General features: G+C 61.8%; 18 protein-coding genes and 1 tRNA gene. 1 reads left to right on the top strand and 18 read right to left on the bottom strand.

Annotation, left to right across the window (positions count from 1 at the left end; translation table 11 throughout):
- Window positions 1-3 precede the first annotated feature (3 nt).
- From nuoK to NCR38_RS08350, 18 genes are all read right to left on the bottom strand, one after another.
- A complete protein-coding gene (gene nuoK / locus NCR38_RS08265) occupies window positions 4-309 on the bottom strand; it encodes an NADH-quinone oxidoreductase subunit NuoK (protein ID WP_007588140.1) in 306 nt (101 codons plus the stop codon).
- 20 nt (window positions 310-329) lie between these two features.
- Window positions 330-1,019 carry an NADH-quinone oxidoreductase subunit J gene (locus NCR38_RS08270; protein WP_061119613.1) on the bottom strand — a complete coding sequence of 230 codons (690 nt, stop codon included), beginning with the start codon at window positions 1,017-1,019 and terminating at the stop codon, window positions 330-332.
- Between the two features lie 174 nt (window positions 1,020-1,193).
- Entirely contained in the window at window positions 1,194-1,682 is a 489-nt protein-coding gene (gene nuoI, locus NCR38_RS08275; RefSeq protein WP_061119614.1) for an NADH-quinone oxidoreductase subunit NuoI, read from the bottom strand.
- 24 nt (window positions 1,683-1,706) lie between these two features.
- Window positions 1,707-2,771, bottom strand: a complete 1,065-nt coding sequence (gene nuoH, locus NCR38_RS08280; protein ID WP_061119615.1) for an NADH-quinone oxidoreductase subunit NuoH — start codon at window positions 2,769-2,771, stop codon at window positions 1,707-1,709.
- 2 nt (window positions 2,772-2,773) lie between these two features.
- Window positions 2,774-5,113 carry an NADH-quinone oxidoreductase subunit NuoG gene (gene nuoG, locus NCR38_RS08285; RefSeq protein WP_250476787.1) on the bottom strand — a complete coding sequence of 780 codons (2,340 nt, stop codon included), beginning with the start codon at window positions 5,111-5,113 and terminating at the stop codon, window positions 2,774-2,776.
- Window positions 5,114-5,164: 51 nt separating this feature from the next.
- Window positions 5,165-6,487, bottom strand: coding sequence for an NADH-quinone oxidoreductase subunit NuoF (nuoF, locus tag NCR38_RS08290; RefSeq protein WP_250476788.1), 1,323 nt, complete (start codon window positions 6,485-6,487; stop codon window positions 5,165-5,167).
- The gene (gene nuoE / locus NCR38_RS08295) at window positions 6,484-6,969 is read right to left on the bottom strand and encodes an NADH-quinone oxidoreductase subunit NuoE (RefSeq protein WP_061119618.1); all 486 of its coding nucleotides are present in this window, start codon (window positions 6,967-6,969) and stop codon (window positions 6,484-6,486) included. The genes nuoF and nuoE overlap by 4 nt, the downstream gene beginning before the upstream one ends.
- A gap of 151 nt (window positions 6,970-7,120) precedes the next feature.
- A complete protein-coding gene (locus NCR38_RS08300) occupies window positions 7,121-8,374 on the bottom strand; it encodes an NADH-quinone oxidoreductase subunit D (protein ID WP_061119619.1) in 1,254 nt (417 codons plus the stop codon).
- A gap of 9 nt (window positions 8,375-8,383) precedes the next feature.
- Window positions 8,384-8,986 (bottom strand): NADH-quinone oxidoreductase subunit C, encoded by a 603-nt coding sequence (locus tag NCR38_RS08305; protein WP_061119620.1) that lies wholly within the window; start codon window positions 8,984-8,986, stop codon window positions 8,384-8,386.
- A gap of 21 nt (window positions 8,987-9,007) precedes the next feature.
- A complete protein-coding gene (locus NCR38_RS08310) occupies window positions 9,008-9,487 on the bottom strand; it encodes an NADH-quinone oxidoreductase subunit B family protein (RefSeq protein ID WP_006052903.1) in 480 nt (159 codons plus the stop codon).
- A gap of 61 nt (window positions 9,488-9,548) precedes the next feature.
- Window positions 9,549-9,908: an NADH-quinone oxidoreductase subunit A gene (locus NCR38_RS08315; RefSeq protein WP_250476789.1), complete on the bottom strand. Its 360-nt coding sequence runs from the start codon at window positions 9,906-9,908 to the stop codon at window positions 9,549-9,551.
- A gap of 214 nt (window positions 9,909-10,122) precedes the next feature.
- Window positions 10,123-10,207: transfer RNA gene (locus tag NCR38_RS08320), tRNA-Leu, on the bottom strand.
- A 127-nt stretch (window positions 10,208-10,334) separates the two neighbouring features.
- A complete protein-coding gene (gene secG, locus NCR38_RS08325; protein WP_061119621.1) occupies window positions 10,335-10,712 on the bottom strand; it encodes a preprotein translocase subunit SecG in 378 nt (125 codons plus the stop codon).
- A gap of 88 nt (window positions 10,713-10,800) precedes the next feature.
- Window positions 10,801-11,574 (bottom strand): triose-phosphate isomerase, encoded by a 774-nt coding sequence (tpiA, locus tag NCR38_RS08330; protein ID WP_061119726.1) that lies wholly within the window; start codon window positions 11,572-11,574, stop codon window positions 10,801-10,803.
- A 167-nt stretch (window positions 11,575-11,741) separates the two neighbouring features.
- Window positions 11,742-12,758, bottom strand: a complete 1,017-nt coding sequence (locus NCR38_RS08335; protein ID WP_061119622.1) for an NAD(P)H-quinone oxidoreductase — start codon at window positions 12,756-12,758, stop codon at window positions 11,742-11,744.
- A gap of 186 nt (window positions 12,759-12,944) precedes the next feature.
- Complete coding sequence (gene pnp / locus NCR38_RS08340; RefSeq protein WP_250476790.1) at window positions 12,945-15,074, bottom strand: polyribonucleotide nucleotidyltransferase; 2,130 nt, start codon at window positions 15,072-15,074, stop codon at window positions 12,945-12,947.
- Window positions 15,075-15,414: 340 nt separating this feature from the next.
- On the bottom strand, window positions 15,415-15,684 hold the full coding sequence (rpsO, locus tag NCR38_RS08345; RefSeq protein WP_061119624.1) for a 30S ribosomal protein S15: 270 nt from the start codon (window positions 15,682-15,684) through the stop codon (window positions 15,415-15,417).
- Between the two features lie 157 nt (window positions 15,685-15,841).
- Window positions 15,842-17,125 carry a branched-chain amino acid ABC transporter substrate-binding protein gene (locus tag NCR38_RS08350; protein WP_250476791.1) on the bottom strand — a complete coding sequence of 428 codons (1,284 nt, stop codon included), beginning with the start codon at window positions 17,123-17,125 and terminating at the stop codon, window positions 15,842-15,844.
- A gap of 196 nt (window positions 17,126-17,321) precedes the next feature.
- On the opposite strand from NCR38_RS08350, the gene NCR38_RS08355 reads away from it, so the two are divergent.
- Window positions 17,322-17,837, top strand: coding sequence for a hypothetical protein (locus tag NCR38_RS08355; protein ID WP_061119727.1), 516 nt, complete (start codon window positions 17,322-17,324; stop codon window positions 17,835-17,837).
- Window positions 17,838-17,988: the final 151 nt, after the last annotated feature.

The following is a 17,988-nucleotide window of genomic DNA, read 5'->3' on the forward strand; positions in this document are numbered from 1 at the left end:
AAATTAACCTTTGAGCTGATCGAGGTCCTCGACGTTGATCGTGTCGAGGCTACGGAACAGGGTCACGAGAATCGCGAGACCGATTGCGGCTTCAGCCGCCGCCACGGTCAGCACGAAGAACACGAAAATCTGGCCGTGTACGTCGCCCAGATAATGCGAGAAGGCGACGAAATTGGTGTTCACCGCGAGCAGCATCAATTCGATGGCCATCAGGATGATGATGACGTTGCGCCGGTTCAGGAAGATGCCGACGATGCTGATCGCAAAAAGGATCGCGCCGAGCACGAGGTAATGGGCAAGACTCAACATATTCGATTTCTCCTTCGCGCTCAGCCCTTGTTGTCGACCGTGCCCGCGCCGATGTTGCCGGTCACGGCGGGTTCCGTATTGGCGTCCGGCGCCTCTGTTTCCGACTTCATCTTCACGATGCGCACGCGGTCTTGCGCGCGCACCTTGACTTGCTGGCTGACGGTTTGCGTCTTCTTGTCCTTCTTGTCGCGGATCGTGAGCGAGATCGCCGCGATGATCGCGACCAGCAGCACGAGGCCTGCAATTTCAAACGCAAAGATGTAGTCGGTGTAGATGACCTTGCCGATCAGCTGCGTGTTCGGCATCAGTGCCGCGCCGGAAACACCCGCGCCGGCCGAAGCATCGCGCAGCGGCGTCGTCGTCGCGCCATAGCCGTGCCACAGGATCAGCGCCGTCTCGATCACGATGATTGCGCCGACGATGCTCGCGAGCGGCACGAAGCGCTTGAAGTCTCGCCGCAGGACATCGATGTTGATGTCGAGCATCATCACGACGAAGAGGAACAGCACCATCACGGCGCCTACGTACACGAGAACCAGCAGAATCGCGAGGAATTCGGCTTGCAGCAACATCCAGATCGCGGCCGCGTTGAAGAACGAGAGCACGAGGAAGAGCGCGGATGACACCGGGTTGCGCGAGGTGATCACCTTCAGCGCCGACACGGTCAGCATCAGCGCGAAGATATAGAACAGTACGGTTGTGAATTCCATGATTACCGGTTCATCGTTAGGCCATCATCAGGCATGGTGTGTCGGCACTCGTGGCGTGCTCTTCCTTTGAACGGACAGAACACGGCCTCGGCGCGCGCCGCAGTGTGCCAAACAGCAACAACAAAATCGCTCTGGCGCGATGCCGAAACGCAGGGTTCCGGCATCGAACTCGTATCAACGATAAGGCGCGTCCGCCGCCTTCGCAGCGGCGATTTCCGTTTCGTAACGATCGCCCACCGCAAGCAGCATGTCCTTCGTGAAGTACAGATCGCCGCGCTTTTCGCCGTGATATTCGAGGATATGCGTCTCGACGATCGAATCGACCGGGCAGCTCTCTTCGCAGAAACCGCAGAAAATGCACTTGGTCAGGTCGATGTCATAACGCGTCGTGCGACGGGTGTTGTCCGCGCGCGTTTCCGATTCGATCGTGATCGCCATCGCCGGGCACACCGCTTCGCACAGCTTGCAGGCGATGCAGCGCTCTTCGCCGTTCTCGTACCGGCGCAGCGCATGCAAACCGCGAAATCGCGGCGAGATCGGGGTCTTCTCTTCCGGGAACTGCACCGTGATCTTGCGCTGGAACGTGTAACGGCCCGTCAGCGCCAGACCCTTCAGCAGTTCGGTCAGGAAGAAAGTTTTGAAGAAGTTCTGAATTGCGTTCATGATGGTTTCGTCCGCTCTTGTCTCTTACTTCCAGATGTTGAGCGGCGACATGATCCAGAAGCCGACAACGACCACCCAAATCACCGACACCGGCAGAAACACCTTCCAGCCGAGGCGCATGATCTGGTCGTAGCGGTAACGCGGAAAAGTCGCACGCGCCCAGATGAACACCGACAGCAGCAGGAAAACCTTGAAAACGAACCAGAATACGCCTGGAATGAACGACAGGAAGCCGAACGGCGCATCCCAACCGCCGAGGAACAGCGTCGTCGCGATCGCGGAGATCACGATCATGTTGATGTACTCGGCGAGGAAGAACAGCGCGAACGCCATGCCCGAGTAATCGATCATGTGACCCGCGACGATTTCCGATTCGCCTTCCACCACGTCGAACGGGTGACGGTTGGTTTCAGCGATGCCCGAAATGAAGTACACGACGAACATCGGCAGGAGCGGCAGCCAGTTCCACGACAGGAAGTTGACGCCCCAGCCCGCGAACATGCCGCGTTGCTGCGAGTGCACGATGTCGGACATGTTCAGCGTGCCTGCGACCATCAACACCACGACGAGCGCGAAGCCCATCGAAATTTCGTAGGACACCATCTGCGCCGCGGCGCGCATCGCACCGAGGAACGCGTACTTCGAGTTCGACGCCCAGCCCGCGAGAATCACGCCGTACACGCCGATCGACGAGATGGCCATGACGTACAGCAGACCCGCGTTGACGTCCCCGAGCACCGCCTGCGCCTGGAACGGAATGACCGCCCAGACCGCGAACGCGGGCACCACGGTCATGATCGGCGCGATCACGTAGATCCATTTGCTCGCCTGCGTCGGCTGAATGACTTCCTTGAGCAGAAGCTTCAGCACGTCGGCGATCGGCTGCAGCAGACCTGCGGGACCGACGCGGTTCGGGCCGAGACGCACGTGCATCCAGCCGATGAGCTTGCGTTCCCAGAGAATCAGGTACGCCACGCACAGCAGGATGACCACCGAAACCACGAGAATGCGGACGACCGCCCACACCGTCGGCCATGCGACGCCAAGAAGCTGCGTGCCGCCTGCGTTGATCGTATCGAACAAGCCCATTTTTACGCCTTCTCCACTACCAGTTCACCGAACAGGCCGCCGAGCGCGGCGCCAGCCATCGTGCCCGCCGACACGCGGACCACCGACTCTGCGAGATTCGCGTCGCGGACCGCGGGCAACGTCACCGACAGATTGCCTTGCTTGATACGCACTGCTTCGCCGTCCTTCAGGCCGAGCTTGTCGAAGAGTGCGGTCGGCAAACCGGCGACATTCGCGTCGCGTGCGGCGGCCGTCAGATGCAGCGACGGCGCGCGGCGCACGAGCGCATCGGCGTGATAGATCGGCACATCGGCGAGACGCTGCAGGCCGCTTCCGTTCAGCGCGACATTCGATGCGGCGCGCCTGGCGTCTACCGTGGTCTTGTTCGACAGACGCGCGGTCAGTTCGCCCGTGCCGAGCGCCGCGATACGCACTTCTTCAGCCGTGTCGAACTCGAAACCCGGCAAGCCGAGGATCGTGCCCAGCACGCGCAGCACCTTCCAGCCCGGACGCGTGTCGCCCAGCGCGCGCACGACGCCATTGAACGACTGCGCCGTACCTTCCGCGTTGACGAACGTGCCCGACGTTTCCGTGAACGGGGCGATCGGCAGCAGCACGTCCGCGTAATCCATGCCGTGCCGGAACGGCGACATCACCACAACCATTTCCGCAGCCTTCAGCGCGGCGATGGCCTGGGCCGGATTGGCCGTGTCGAATTCGGGTTCCGCGTTCAGGAGCACATAGCCCTTGCGCGGCTGCTCGAACACTTCGCGTGCGTTGAGACCGCCTTCGCCCGGCAATGCATCGACGAGATGCGCGCCGACCGAGTTCGCGCCTTCCGTGAGGAAGCCGAGCGTAGCGCCGGTATTGTCGGCGATCCATTGGGCCGCCGCCTGAATCTGAGCAAAGTCCGGATGCTGAACCGCGAGATTGCCGAGCAGCACCACGCGCTTCTCACCCGCGGACAGCGATGCTGCGACATCCTTCGCCGCCGCCGACACTTCGCGGCCCGAGAACGCCTCCGGAACCGTAACGCCACGCGTTTCGGCAACCGCCGCCGCGATGCTCGCGAGCTGGTCGAGCCACGCGGACGGTGCGGCGACCAGACGGTGTGCGGTCGGGATCAGCGAATCGTCGTTGCTGGCGTTGAGGAACGTGATCTTCGCGCCGTTCTTCGCTGCCTGACGCAGACGCGCGGCGAACAGCGGATGATCGCGGCGCAGGAACGAGCCGATCACGAACGCGGTGTCGATGATCGAGAGATCCGCGATCTTCGTGCCGAGCCACGGCGCTCCGATGCCGACCGGTGCCGAGAAATCGTGCTGACGCAGACGGAAGTCGATGTTCGGCGTGCCGACGCCCTCAGCCAGTTGCTTCAGCAGATGCAGTTCTTCGACCGTGCTATGCGGCGTGGCCAGTGCGGCGATGGCGTTCGCGCCATGATCCGCCTTGATGCCCTTCAGACCCTTCGCCACGTATTCGAGCGCGGTCTGCCAGTCGGTCTCGATCCAGTTGCCGCCCTGCTTGAGCATCGGCGTGGTGAGACGTTCGTCGCTGTTCAGCCCTTCGTACGAGAAGCGGTCCTTGTCGGAAATCCAGCATTCGTTGATGGCTTCGTTTTCCATCGGCAGAACGCGCATCACACGATTGTTCTTCACCTGCACGACGAGGTTCGCGCCGACGGAATCGTGCGGGCTCACCGACTTGCGGCGCGACAGTTCCCACGTCCGCGCGCTGTAGCGGAACGGCTTGCTCGTCAACGCGCCGACCGGGCACAGATCGATCATGTTGCCCGAGAGCTCCGAATCCACCGTCTTCCCGACGAACGACGTGATCTCCGAATGCTCGCCGCGGCCCAGCATCCCGAGTTCCATCACGCCAGCGATTTCCTGGCCGAAGCGCACGCAGCGCGTGCAATGGATGCAGCGCGACATCTCTTCCATCGAGATGAGCGGACCGACGTTCTTGTGGAACACCACGCGCTTTTCTTCGCTGTAGCGCGACTGCGACTTGCCGTAACCGACGGCCAGATCTTGCAACTGGCACTCGCCGCCCTGATCGCAGATGGGGCAATCCAGCGGGTGATTGATGAGCAGGAATTCCATCACCGACTGTTGCGCCTTCACGGCCTTGTCGGAGGTGGTGCGTACGACCATGCCGGCCGAAACCGGCGTCGCGCAGGCGGGGACGGCCTTCGGCATCTTTTCGACTTCGACGAGGCACATCCGGCAATTCGCCGCAATCGACAGCTTCTTGTGATAGCAGAAGTGAGGAATGTAAGTATCGACCTTATGCGCAGCCTGGATCACCATGCTGCCTTCAGGCACCTCGACCGTCTTGCCGTCAATTTCTAGTTCAACCATGATGGATAGAGATCCTCAACCCTTGTCTCGCGCATCTGACTGCGCGCCTGATTACGCGGTAAGCGCTTCGGACGGCGCGTGATGCGCGTGCCCGCCGACGAGACAATGCTTGTGCTCGACGTGATATTCGAATTCGTCCCAGAAGTGCTTGAGCATGCCGCGCACGGGCATCGCCGCTGCATCGCCCAGCGCGCAGATCGTGCGACCCATGATGTTCTCGGCCACCGAGTTGAGCAGATCCAGATCTTCCTTGCGGCCGAGACCATGCTCGATACGGTGCACCACGCGATACAACCAGCCGGTACCCTCGCGGCAAGGCGTGCACTGGCCGCACGACTCTTCATAGTAGAAGTACGACAGGCGCAGCAGCGAGCGCACCATGCAGCGGGTTTCGTTCATCACGATCACCGCGCCCGAACCCAGCATCGAGCCGGCCTTGGCGATCGAATCGTAGTCCATGTCGGTCGCGAGCATCATGTCGCCCGGCACGACCGGTGCGGACGAGCCGCCCGGAATCACGGCCTTGATGGACTTGCCGCGCACGCCGCCCGCCAGTTCCATCAGCGTCGAGAACGGCGTGCCGAGCGGAATCTCGTAGTTGCCCGGACGATTGACGTCGCCGGACACGGAGAAGATTTTCGTGCCGCCGTTGTTCGGCTTGCCGAGCTCGAGATAATTCTGCGGGCCGATTTCAAGCAGAAACGGCACGGCCGCGAACGTCTCGGTGTTGTTGATGGTGGTCGGCTTGCCGTACACGCCGAAGCTCGCCGGGAACGGCGGCTTGAAGCGCGGCTGACCCTTCTTGCCTTCCAGCGATTCGAGCAGCGCGGTTTCTTCGCCGCAGATATACGCGCCGTAACCATGATGCGCATACAACTCGAACGAAAAGCCTGATCCGAGAATGTTCGCGCCGAGATAGCCTGCCGCGCGCGCTTCTTCGAGCGCCGCTTCGAACACCCGATAGACTTCGAAAATCTCGCCGTGGATGTAGTTGTAGCCGACGGTGATGCCCATCGCGTACGCGCCGATGGCCATGCCTTCGATCAGCGCGTGCGGATTCCAGCGCAGGATGTCGCGATCCTTGAACGTGCCCGGCTCGCCCTCGTCCGAGTTGCAGACGAGATACTTTTGTCCCGGGAACTGACGCGGCATGAAGCTCCACTTCAGGCCAGTCGGGAAGCCCGCGCCGCCGCGGCCGCGCAGACCCGATGCCTTGACGTCGGCGATCACCTGCTCGGGCGGAATCTTCTCCTCGAGAATGCGGCGCAGCTGCTTGTAGCCGCCGCGTGCAACGTAGTCCTCGAGATGCCAGTTCTCGCCGGTAAGGCCCGCGAGGATCAGCGGCTTGATGTGACGATCGTGGAGTGACGTCATTTCGAAAGTTCCTCGATCAACTGGTCGATCTTCTCGCGGCTCATGAAGCTGCACATGCGATGGTTGTTCACGAGCATCACAGGTGCGTCACCGCATGCGCCGAAGCACTCGCCTTCCTTCAGCGTGAACTTGCCGTCCGGGGTGGTCTCGCCGAAATCGATTCCAAGTTTCTGCTTGAGATACTCGGCAGCGCTGTCCGAACCGCCGTCCGGCCCAAGCTGGCAAGGCAGGTTCGTGCAGAGCGTGATCTTGTGCTTACCGACCGGCTTCAGCTCGTACATCGTGTAGAACGTGGCGACTTCCTGCACCGCGACCGGCGGCATGCTCAGGTAATCGGCCACGAACTGCATGACTTCGGGCGAGAGCCAACCATGCTCTTCCTGAGCGACAGCGAGCGCCGCCATCACCGCCGATTGCTTTTGCTCGGCGGGATACTTCGCGACCGCGCGATCGATTTCTTTCAGGCCTTCAGCTGAGATCATTTTCAGACACGACTCTTTCAATTCCTACCGAACGAAAACCTGCCGCGCCCTTCGTGTTGCGGCAGACCTGGCGTTCCTGCGGGTTCCTGTTATTGCTTTCGCGAATCCGGAACGGCGGCTCGACGAGCGCGCCGTGCAGGCGGCGATGAAATCAGCGATCGATCTCGCCGAACACGATGTCTTGCGTACCGATGATCGTCACAGCGTCGGCGATCATGTGGCCGCGCGCCATTTCGTCGAGCGATGCGAGGTGCGCATAGCCCGGCGCGCGAATCTTCAGGCGATACGGCTTGTTCGCGCCATCCGAAATCAGGTAGATGCCAAACTCGCCCTTCGGATGCTCGACCGCCGCGTACGTTTCGCCTTCCGGCACGTGGAAGCCTTCCGTGAAGAGCTTGAAATGGTGAATCAGCTCTTCCATGTTGCTCTTCATGCCGACGCGCGAAGGCGGTGCAACCTTGTGATTATCGACCATCACAGGGCCGGGATTCTTGCGCAGCCACGCAATGCACTGTTTGGCGATGCGGGTCGACTGGCGCATTTCTTCCACGCGCACGAGATAACGGTCGTAGCAATCGCCGTTCACGCCGACCGGGATATCGAAGTCGAGCTGGTCGTACACTTCGTACGGCTGCTTCTTGCGCAAGTCCCACTCGATGCCCGAGCCACGCAGCATTGCGCCGGAAAGACCCATCTGCAACGCGCGCTCCGGGCTGACCACGCCGATACCCACGAGACGCTGCTTCCAGATGCGGTTGTCGGTGAGCAGCGTTTCGTACTCGTCGACACAACGCGGGAAACGATTGAAGAAGTCCTCGATGAAGTCGAGCAACGAACCTTGACGGTTCTCGTTCATCTTGTCGAGCGCCTTCGCGTTGCGGATCTTGGATGCCTTGTATTGCGGCATCGCGTCCGGCAAATCGCGATAGACGCCACCCGGACGATAGTACGCCGCGTGCATGCGCGCGCCCGACACCGCCTCGTACACGTCCATCAGATCTTCGCGCTCGCGGAACGCGTAGAGGAAGACAGCCATCGCGCCGACGTCGAGCGCGTGCGAGCCGATCCACATCAGGTGGTTCAGCACCCGCGTAATTTCGTCGAACAGCACGCGAATGTACTTCGCGCGCACCGGCACGTCGATGCCGAGCAGCTTTTCGATGGCGAGCACATAGCCGTGCTCGTTGACCATCATCGACACGTAGTCGAGGCGGTCCATGTAGGGCACGGATTGGAGGAAGGTCTTCGTCTCGGCCAGCTTCTCGGTTGCGCGATGCAGCAGGCCGATGTGCGGGTCGGCGCGCTGGATCACTTCGCCGTCGAGTTCCAGCACAAGACGCAGCACACCGTGCGCTGCCGGGTGCTGCGGGCCAAAGTTCAGCGTGTAATTCTTGATCTCTGCCATGGCGTTCTCTTAATGTTTCAGACCGCCATAGCGATCTTCGCGGATCACGCGCGGCGTGATTTCGCGCGGTTCGATCGTCACGGGCTGATAGACCACGCGCTTCTCTTCCGGGTCGTAGCGCATTTCCACATAGCCTGAGACCGGGAAGTCCTTGCGGAACGGATGGCCGATGAAGCCGTAGTCCGTGAGAATGCGGCGCAGGTCGGGATGGCCTTCGAACACGATGCCGTAGAGGTCGAACGCTTCACGCTCGTACCAGTTCGCCGACGTCCAGATATCGACTACCGAAGGCACGATGGGCACTTCGTCGTCCGGAGCGAACACGCGCACACGCACGCGCCAGTTGTTCGTGATCGAGAGAAGATGGCTGACGGCCGCGAAACGCGGACCGTCGTAGGCACCGTCGCCATAGGTCGAATAGTCGACGCCGGCGAGATCCATGAGCTGCTCGAAGCGCAGCGACGGGTCATCGCGCAGCTGCTTGCAGACGTCCAGATAGTCGACCGCCTTGACGACGACCGTCACCTGACCCAGCGACTCCGTGATGCTCTGGAGACGGCCGCCAAACGCCGTCTCGAGGTTCGCTTTGAGGGTCTCGAGTTTGCTTGCCATAGTTTGGGGAGACTCAGGCCCTTACTGACGGGCGATGGTGTTGGTGCGGCGAATCTTCGCCTGCAACTGGATCACGCCGTAGACCAGCGCTTCGGCGGTCGGAGGACAACCAGGAACGTACACGTCGACCGGCACGATCCGGTCGCAACCGCGCACGACGGAATATGAATAGTGGTAATAGCCACCGCCGTTCGCGCACGAACCCATCGAGATGACCCAGCGCGGCTCGGCCATCTGGTCGTACACCTTACGAAGCGCGGGCGCCATCTTGTTGCACAGCGTTCCGGCGACGATCATCACGTCGGACTGGCGCGGACTTGGACGAAATACCACGCCGAAACGGTCCAGATCGTAACGGGCGGCACCCGCGTGCATCATCTCGACCGCACAGCACGCGAGACCGAACGTCATCGGCCACAGGGAGCCGGTGCGCGTCCAGTTGATGAGCTTGTCAGCCGTAGTGGTGACAAAGCCTTCCTTCAAGACCCCTTCGATACTCATTTGTTTTCCACTCCAGATGAGCAGCCAGCCAAAGCCGCCCATGAATCCGGTGATCTAACTGTCATTCCCAGTCGAGTCCGCCCTTTCTCCAGATGTAGGCGAAACCGAGCAAAAATTCGAGCAGAAAAATCATCATCGCGATGAAGCCGGGCCAGCCGATATCGCGCAGGGACACACCCCACGGGAACAGGAACGCCGTCTCAAGGTCGAAAATGATGAAAAGAATCGCGACGAGATAGTAACGCACATCGAACTTCATACGCGCGTCTTCGAAGGCTTCGAAGCCGCACTCGTAAGGCGCGTTCTTCTCCGTGTCGGGCTTGTTCGGACCGAGGATCTTGCCGATGCTGACCAACGCAATACCTAAACCAAGGCCCATTAGAAGAAACAAGAAGACGGGGTAATAGGGTGCGAGGTTCAAGGCTATCCTCTGATCGGTAGATGTGGTCTGTTATTGATTGGGGCCTTCAGCCGGGACGGACCACCCGGCGGGAGAATTCACTTGGGACCGCTCACGATATCAGCACACTGTGACAACCGCTTTGACGCTGTCGATGCTGCCGCGAAACCGTAAGGGTACTCCAGAAGTGACAATGCCAGCCGAAGCGATGCAAGCGGCTGGCATTGGATAACTTTGGTGCCGACGGCGAGACTCGAACTCGCACAGCTTTCGCCACTACCCCCTCAAGATAGCGTGTCTACCAATTTCACCACGTCGGCACTGTACTGCAATCCGGGAAAACTCCTTCTAAATTGCCGCGAATCGCTTCAAGACTTGAATTATAACTGGGCCCTACGAATTGTTCAACGCACAAAATGCAAATTCTGCGAAAAATTCGTTCTGTCGTTATTTGGGCACGTCAGCGCCCGGCGCGGACGACGCGACAGGTGCAGAAGCCGGCGCGGAAGCCGCCGATGCCGCCGCCGCTGGAGCCGATGCCGGCACGGATGCGGCGCCACCGAGCACGCCGGCCGACGTTTGCGGCTTATAGCTGCCGAGATATGTCAGCGTCAGCGTCGTGATGAAGAAGACCGCGGCGAGAACAGCCGTGGTGCGCGACAAAAAGTTGGCGGAGCCCGTCGCACCGAACAGACTGCCCGATGCGCCACTGCCGAACGCCGCGCCCATGTCCGCGCCCTTGCCATGCTGAAGCAGCACGAGGCCAATAACGCCCAGCGCCGACAGCAACTGGACTACGATAATCAATGTCTTCAAATACAGCATTTCAACTCACCCGATCCCTGATGTTTCCGCGACACCTTCGTGTCGCACTATGCCCGTTCGCCTGCCCTGCCCGCCTGCCGTTCGACGCTCAATGCGTCACGGTTTGCGCCGCCCGGCAGATCGCCAGAAAATCCTTCGACTTCAACGACGCGCCGCCGATCAGCCCGCCGTCGATGTCCTTTTGCCCGAACAGCTCTTCCGCGTTTTCAGGCTTTACGCTGCCGCCATACAAAAGCGGCACGTTTGCTACCGACGCACCCTTCTCCAGCAGCTTGCGACGCAGGAATGCGTGAACGTCCTGCGCCTGGCCGGGGCGCGCGGTCTTGCCCGTGCCGATTGCCCAGACCGGTTCGTACGCGACCACGATGCCCGCCGCCTGTTCTTCGGTCAGAATCTGCAGCACGGCTTCGAGCTGCGTACCGATGATCTGCTCGGTCGTACCCGCTTGCCGCTCTTCGAGCGTCTCGCCGACACAGACGATCGGCGTGAGTCCTGCTTCGATCGCGCGCTGAGCTTTCGACGCGACGAGTTCCGGACTTTCGCGATGATACGCACGTCGCTCCGAATGCCCGACGATTGCATACGTGACGCCGAAGTCCGCCGCCATTTCCGCCGCGACTTCGCCGGTAAACGCGCCGCCCGCATGCGCCGACACGTCCTGAATGCCCCATTGCACGACCGAGCCGCTCAGAAGCGCCTGCGATTGTGCGAGATAAGGACACGGCACGCACACTCCGACGCGCACGCCCTTTTGCAAAGCCGATGCCCCTGCGGCGACTTCGGTCAGCAAGGTCGCGTTGTCACCGATGCGACCGTGCATCTTCCAGTTGCCCACCACCAGTTTCGCTCGTTCTCTGGACATATGTCTCGTCATTCGGCGGCGGCTTGCAAGAGCCGCCCTGTTATAAAAATGAACCGCCACGAACCGCAAACTGCTTGCAAAACAGGCGATTTTACTGTGTTACGACGAAACCGGTCAAACCGCAAAAGCGCGCCGCAACGTGAAACGCTGCAAGCCGGATGAAAACGTCACGCGTCCTCACGCCAGTCGAGCACGATCTTGCCGACGTGCGTGCTGCTTTCCATCAACGTATGCGCGGCGGCGGCATCGTGCGCCGGGAAAACCTGGTGGATCACCGGCTTGATGCGCCCCGCCTCGATTTCCGGCCAGACGCGCTCTTTCAGTTTCGCCGCGAGCTTCGCCTTGAACGCGACGGGACGCGGACGCAACGTTGAGCCGGTGATGACGAGGCGCCGGCGCAGCACGTCGTTCAGGTTGATCTCCGCCTTGGCGCCGCCCAGCAGCGCGATCACGCAGATGCGCCCGCCGTCGGCCAGCGCCTTGAGTTCGCGCGGCAGATAGTCGCCGGCGACCATGTCCAGAATCACGTCGACGCCGCGGTCATTCGTCAGCGACTTCACCACTTCGACGAAATCTTCCGTCTTATAGTTGATCGCGCGCTCCGCACCGAGCGCTTCGCACGCGCGGCATTTTTCGTCGGTGCCGGCCGTGGCGAACACGCGAAAGCCGAGCGCCTTCGCGATCTGGATTGCCGTCACACCGATGCCGCTCGATCCGCCCTGCACGAGCAGCGTTTCTTCCGCGCCGTTCTCACCCGCGCCCAACTGAGCGCGCTCGAACACGTTGCTCCAGACCGTGAAGAACGTCTCCGGCAACGATGCCGCTTCGATCTCCGACAGGCCCTTCGGCACCGGCAGACATTGCTCGAGCGGGGCGACCGCATACTCTGCATATCCGCCGCCCGCGAGCAACGCGCACACGCGATCGCCTTTTTTCAGACCAAACGGGTTGTGCTTGGGATCGAAATCGCCATCGACGATTTCACCGGCCACCTCGAGCCCCGGCAGATCCGAAGCGCCGGGCGGCGGCGCGTAGGCGCCCTTCCGCTGAAACACGTCCGGCCGGTTCACGCCGGAAGCGGCCACCTTGATCAAGACTTCGCACTTGCCTGGCGCAGGCGTCGGACGTTCGCCCAGTTTCAGGACGTCGGGTGCGCCAAACTCGGTGATTTCGATGGCCTTCATATCCTCTCCCTGTGACGACCGGAGTCAGTGTGCATTCGGACCGGATGGCACTGCGCGCGCCTGACGCAATTACGCTCCACACTGCCATCGAGTCCAATGACGCGTCGGACAATGCATAGCATCCGACGCGTCATACATGAAAACGGCCGGCTCGCATCAGCGGCCGGCCGTCTACACATTACCGCATTACTGCTGCGGGTGCGTGGGCTCTACCTGTTGCGCCGCTTCGTTCAGAAGCGCCTTCGCCGACAGACGCACACGACCCTTTTCGTCCGTCTGGATGACCTTGACCTTCACGATCTGGCCTTCCTTCAGATAGTCGTTGATGTCCTTCACGCGCTCGTTGACGATCTCCGAGATGTGCAGCAAACCGTCCTTGCCCGGCAGGATGTTCACGATGGCGCCGAAGTCGAGCAGCTTGAGCACCGGGCCTTCGTAGACCTGGCCGACTTCCACTTCGGCCGTGATGTTCTCGATGCGCTTCTTCGCGTCGGCCATGCCTTCCGCGCTCGTGCTCGCGATCGTCACGACGCCGTCGTCCGAAATGTCGATGGTCGTGCCGGTCTCTTCCGTCAGCGCGCGGATCACCGAGCCGCCCTTGCCGATCACGTCGCGGATCTTCTCCGGATTGATCTTGATGGTGATCATGCGCGGCGCGTAGTCGGACAGTTCCGTGTTCGTGTGCGGTACCGCGGCCGTCATCTTGCCGAGGATGTGCATGCGGCCTTCCTTCGCCTGCGCGAGCGCGACCTGCATGATTTCCTTCGTGATGCCCTGGATCTTGATGTCCATCTGCAGCGCGGTCACGCCTTGCGCCGTGCCGGCCACCTTGAAGTCCATGTCGCCGAGGTGATCCTCGTCGCCGAGGATGTCGGTCAGAACCGCGAATTTGTTGCCTTCGAGGATCAGGCCCATCGCGATGCCCGCGACGTGCGCCTTCATCGGCACGCCGGCGTCCATCAGCGCGAGGCAGCCGCCGCAGACCGAAGCCATCGACGACGAACCGTTCGACTCCGTGATTTCCGACACGACGCGGATCGAGTAGCCGAATTCATCGGCGCTCGGCCGGCACGCGACCAGCGCGCGCTTGGCCAGTCGGCCGTGCCCGATTTCACGGCGCTTCGGCGAACCGACGCGGCCGGTCTCGCCCGTTGCGAACGGGGGCATGTTGTAGTGGAGCATGAAGCGCTCACGGTATTCGCCTTCGAGCGCGTCGATGTTCTGCTCATCGCCCTTGGTGCCGAGCGTCGCGACGACGAGCGCCTGCGTTTCGCCGCGCGTGAAGAGCGCCGAACCGTGCGTGCGCGGCAATACGCCCGTGCGGATTTCGATCGGACGCACCGTGCGCGTGTCACGGCCGTCGATGCGCGGCTCGCCGTTCAGGATCTGCGAGCGGACGATCTTCGCTTCGATATCGAACAACACGTTGCCGATGGTTGCCGCATCGGCCGCCACGGCTTCCTCGGCGAGCTTCGCCGAAGTCGCCGCGTACACTTCCTTCAGCTTGGCGGAACGCGCCTGCTTGTTGCGCAACTGGTAAGCCGCTTCGAGTTCCGGCTTGGCGATTTCCGTGACGCGCGAGATGAGCGCTTCGTTCTTCGGCGCCGGCTGCCAGTCCCACTCGGGCTTGCCGCCCTCGCGAACGAGTTCATGAATTGCGTCGATGGCCGTCTGCATCTGCTCGTGGCCGAACACGACCGCGCCGAGCATCACTTCTTCGGAGAGCTGCTGCGCTTCCGACTCCACCATCAGCACCGCGCGCTCCGTGCCGGCGACGACGAGATCGAGCGCCGATTCCTTCATTTGCGGGCGCGTGGGGTTAAGCACGTACTCGTTGTTGATGTACGCGACGCGCGCGGCACCGACCGGACCGTTGAACGGCAAGCCCGACACGGCGAGCGCCGCCGATGCGCCGATCAGCGCGGGAATATCCGCCGGGACGTCCGGGTTCAGCGACAGGACGTGGATGACGACCTGCACTTCGTTATAGAAGCCTTCCGGGAAGAGAGGACGCAGCGGACGGTCGATCAGGCGCGAGATCAGCGTCTCGCCTTCCGACGGGCGGCCTTCGCGGCGGAAGAAGCCACCGGGGATCTTGCCCGCGGCGTAGGTCTTTTCGAGGTAATCCACGGTCAGCGGGAAAAAGTCCTGGCCCGGCTTGGCGGTCTTCGCGCCGACGACGGTCGCGAGCACGACGGTGTCTTCGACATCGACGATCACCGCGCCGCTTGCCTGACGGGCGATTTCACCCGTTTCCAGGCGGACATTGTGTTGTCCCCACTTAAATTCTTTGACGATTTTATTGAACATTGTCACTCCTTCTAGTTGCGCCGCGCCGGCTGTCTGGCGCTGGCTGGAGCGGTCGCGAGCCACGCTTGGGAGGTGTGTTATGCCATTCCAGCGCGGCGCCTGGCCGGATGTGCGCGCAGGCGCCGCGCTGGAATGACACAAAGCTCTGCCGCGAGGCCGGACCGGGTGTCGAACCGGATGATGCATCCGGGTAAAGCCATGAACTGCCGAATTACCTACTACGACGGGTCGACCGATGAAAAATGCGATCAGGCACCGCTTCACGGCCGGAACGTATAAAAACAAAGTGCCTGTATCAGCGGACTGACACAGGCACTTCGTTCTAACGGCGGCCGTTTGACGCCAATTACTTGCGCAGACCCAGCTTCTCGATCAACGAGCGGTAACGATCCGCATCCTTGCCCTTCAGGTAGTCGAGCAGCTTGCGACGGCGGCTCACCATGCGCAGCAGACCGCGGCGGCTGTGATGATCCTTCGAGTGCGACTTGAAGTGGAGGGTGAGTTCGTTGATGCGGCTCGTGAGAAGTGCAACTTGCACTTCGGGGGAGCCGGTGTCGTTGGCGCCGCGCGCATATTCTGCGACGATGTCGGACTTCTTGATTTCTGCTACGGACATTTGCTTTTCCTTTGATACAGACAGGCGGTCACGGAAGAAAGGCCGTGCCGTGGGTTTGCCAGTTTCGGATATCGGCTCGGTCGAAACCGGAGACGAAGCGCAGAGTATAGCATACGGCCCGCCGCCCGAGGCACGGTTCCGACAGGCACCGACGACCCTACCGTGCCGGACGCGACATTCTGCAAGTCGTCGGCGGGACGGTTTTTCCCGCGGGAACGGCGAGCAGCGTGCGAAAGCCGTAGCCGGCACCTTCGTTATCGAGCGCGACGCCCTTCGCTCCCGCCCTGTCCATTTCCATGACGTAAAGGGGCTGGATCACCTGGTGATCGTCCGCGCGCATGGTCATCGCGTGGAAGCCTTCGCCGTCGAACTTCATGCCTTCCAGCGCGCGCGCCACCGTGAACGGATTGGCGCTGCCCGCACGGGTCATCGCGGACGCAAGCATTTCGACCATCAGCGGCATGCGTGCCACGAGGTAGTCGTCCGCGGCGTCCGGATAGCGGGCGCGGAACGCGCGGTAGTAAGCGTCCGAGGCCGCGCTGCCCACGTTCGGATGCCAGTCGGCCACGGCGATCACGCGCTTCACGCCAGCGTCGCCGAGCGCGGCCGGCGCGCCCAGACTGTTTCCGTAGAACGTGTAGAACTTTGCGTCGAGCCCCTGCTCGCGCGCCGCTTTCACCAGCAGCGTCAGATCGTTGCCCCAGTTGCCGGTGATCACGGCGTCCGCCCCGCTCGAACGGATCTTGGCAATGTAAGGCGCGAAGTCCTTCACGCGGCCGATCGGATGAAACTCGTCGCCAGCGATCGCGATATCCGGCCGCTGCTCCTTGAGCGCGCGCTGCGCCTCGCGGCTCACGTCGTGACCAAAGCTGTAATCCTGATTCAGCAGATACACCTTCTTGACAGCGCGATCGTCCTTCAACGCGTCGGCGAGCGCGTCCATGCGCATGCCGGCGTGCGCGTCGAAGCGGAAATGCCAGAAGCTGCACGCGTCGTTGGTGAGCGCGGGATCGTCGGCGGAATAATTGAGGAAGAGCACGCGGCGGTCCGGTTCGCGCGCATTCTGCTTGTCGATCGCCGCGACGAGCGCCGCCGCCACCGCCGAACTGTTGCCCTGCATGACGAAGCCGATCCCGTCGTCGATCGCCGCGCGCAGTTGCACGAGACTCGCCTCGCTGCTGCCCTTGCCGTCGAGCACGACGAGTTGCAGCGGATGCATGCCGTCGGCGAGCTTCACGCCGCCCTGCGCGTTCACGCGCTCGATGCCGAAGCGCAAGTTGCGCTCGACCATCGCGCCGGCGTTCGCGAACGGGCCGGACATGCCTTCGATCAGCCCAAGCTTGATGGGCGGCAAATCGGCCGCATGCGCCGTCAAAGACAACGCGAAGCACGCCGATGCCACAATGCGCCGCCAACGCGTCGCGCTGATTTCTTTCTCCATGCCGTTCCGCCGATCCGCCGAAAGCGCGGATCATAGGCCGCACCGGGCGGGCCGCGCAAGTCCGGCATTGCCGACACATCCGCCCGAATACCGCGGCGTACCGGAGAATCGTTTGCCGCGCGCGCGTGTCAAAATCACGGGAAACATCGAATAAACGCTGCTCGCCGCCGCGAGGAGCAAGCACGTGGAGGCTTCAATGCTGCACAAACTCAACCGCATGCGCGCGTCGCTTGCATGCGCGAGCGTCGCGCTCCTTCTGTCGGCCTGCGCGCAGCCGTGGCAGAACTATCAGACGGGCGCCGATGCATCGACGATCGTCGCCCGCCTCGGTCCGCCGCGCGAAGTCTACGATCTGCCCGACGGCGGCAAGCGCCTGATGTGGCCGACGCAACCGCTCGGCGAATTCACCACCGCCGCCGACATCGACGCATCCGGCAAGATCGTCAACGTCAGACAGGTGCTCGACGAGAACGAGTTCTACAAGGCGCAGATCGGCACGTGGACGAGAAAGGATGTGCTCGTGAACTTCGGCCGGCCCGTGGAGACATCCTATTTTCCGCTGATGAAGCGCGAAGTCTGGACCTATCGGTATATGGAAGCGAACATCTGGTATCTGATGTACAACTTCTATTTTGACGATCAGGGCATTTTGCGCATGACGCAGAAGACGCCCGATCCGCTCCACGATCCCGACCGACGCAATTTGTTCTGAGCGCATCCGCGCCGCGCCAAGCGAAAAGCCCTCTCGCGAGGTAATGCCGTTCAGTTAGCGCTGAACGGCATTTTTGTTTATGGGGTGAGAAGTGGTTGTAAACGGAGCGCCGGGCTGTTAACTTTCCGGTGCGATGCTTGCCGACCACCTC

The sequence above is a fragment of the Caballeronia sp. INML1 genome, from assembly GCF_023631085.1.
Taxonomy (GTDB): Bacteria; Pseudomonadota; Gammaproteobacteria; order Burkholderiales; family Burkholderiaceae; genus Caballeronia; species Caballeronia turbans.

Excerpts from the sequence above, each read along its gene's own strand:
- NCR38_RS08270 (WP_061119613.1), bottom strand. The coding sequence starts at position 1,019 with ATGGAATTCACAACCGTACTGTTCTATATCTTCGCGCTGATGCTGACC.
- nuoE (WP_061119618.1), bottom strand. The coding sequence starts at position 6,969 with ATGATCTCAGCTGAAGGCCTGAAAGAAATCGATCGCGCGGTCGCGAAG.
- NCR38_RS08300 (WP_061119619.1), bottom strand. The coding sequence starts at position 8,374 with ATGGCAGAGATCAAGAATTACACGCTGAACTTTGGCCCGCAGCACCCG.
- tpiA (WP_061119726.1), bottom strand. The coding sequence starts at position 11,574 with ATGTCCAGAGAACGAGCGAAACTGGTGGTGGGCAACTGGAAGATGCAC.
- NCR38_RS08310 (WP_006052903.1), bottom strand. The coding sequence starts at position 9,487 with ATGAGTATCGAAGGGGTCTTGAAGGAAGGCTTTGTCACCACTACGGCT.
- nuoK (WP_007588140.1), bottom strand. The coding sequence starts at position 309 with ATGTTGAGTCTTGCCCATTACCTCGTGCTCGGCGCGATCCTTTTTGCG.
- NCR38_RS08350 (WP_250476791.1), bottom strand. The coding sequence starts at position 17,125 with ATGGAGAAAGAAATCAGCGCGACGCGTTGGCGGCGCATTGTGGCATCG.
- NCR38_RS08305 (WP_061119620.1), bottom strand. The coding sequence starts at position 8,986 with ATGGCAAGCAAACTCGAGACCCTCAAAGCGAACCTCGAGACGGCGTTT.
- secG (WP_061119621.1), bottom strand. The coding sequence starts at position 10,712 with ATGCTGTATTTGAAGACATTGATTATCGTAGTCCAGTTGCTGTCGGCG.
- nuoF (WP_250476788.1), bottom strand. The coding sequence starts at position 6,487 with ATGACGTCACTCCACGATCGTCACATCAAGCCGCTGATCCTCGCGGGC.
- NCR38_RS08355 (WP_061119727.1), top strand. The coding sequence starts at position 17,322 with ATGCTGCACAAACTCAACCGCATGCGCGCGTCGCTTGCATGCGCGAGC.
- NCR38_RS08335 (WP_061119622.1), bottom strand. The coding sequence starts at position 12,758 with ATGAAGGCCATCGAAATCACCGAGTTTGGCGCACCCGACGTCCTGAAA.
- nuoI (WP_061119614.1), bottom strand. The coding sequence starts at position 1,682 with ATGAACGCAATTCAGAACTTCTTCAAAACTTTCTTCCTGACCGAACTG.
- nuoG (WP_250476787.1), bottom strand. The coding sequence starts at position 5,113 with ATGGTTGAACTAGAAATTGACGGCAAGACGGTCGAGGTGCCTGAAGGC.
- nuoH (WP_061119615.1), bottom strand. The coding sequence starts at position 2,771 with ATGGGCTTGTTCGATACGATCAACGCAGGCGGCACGCAGCTTCTTGGC.
- rpsO (WP_061119624.1), bottom strand. The coding sequence starts at position 15,684 with ATGTCCGTAGCAGAAATCAAGAAGTCCGACATCGTCGCAGAATATGCG.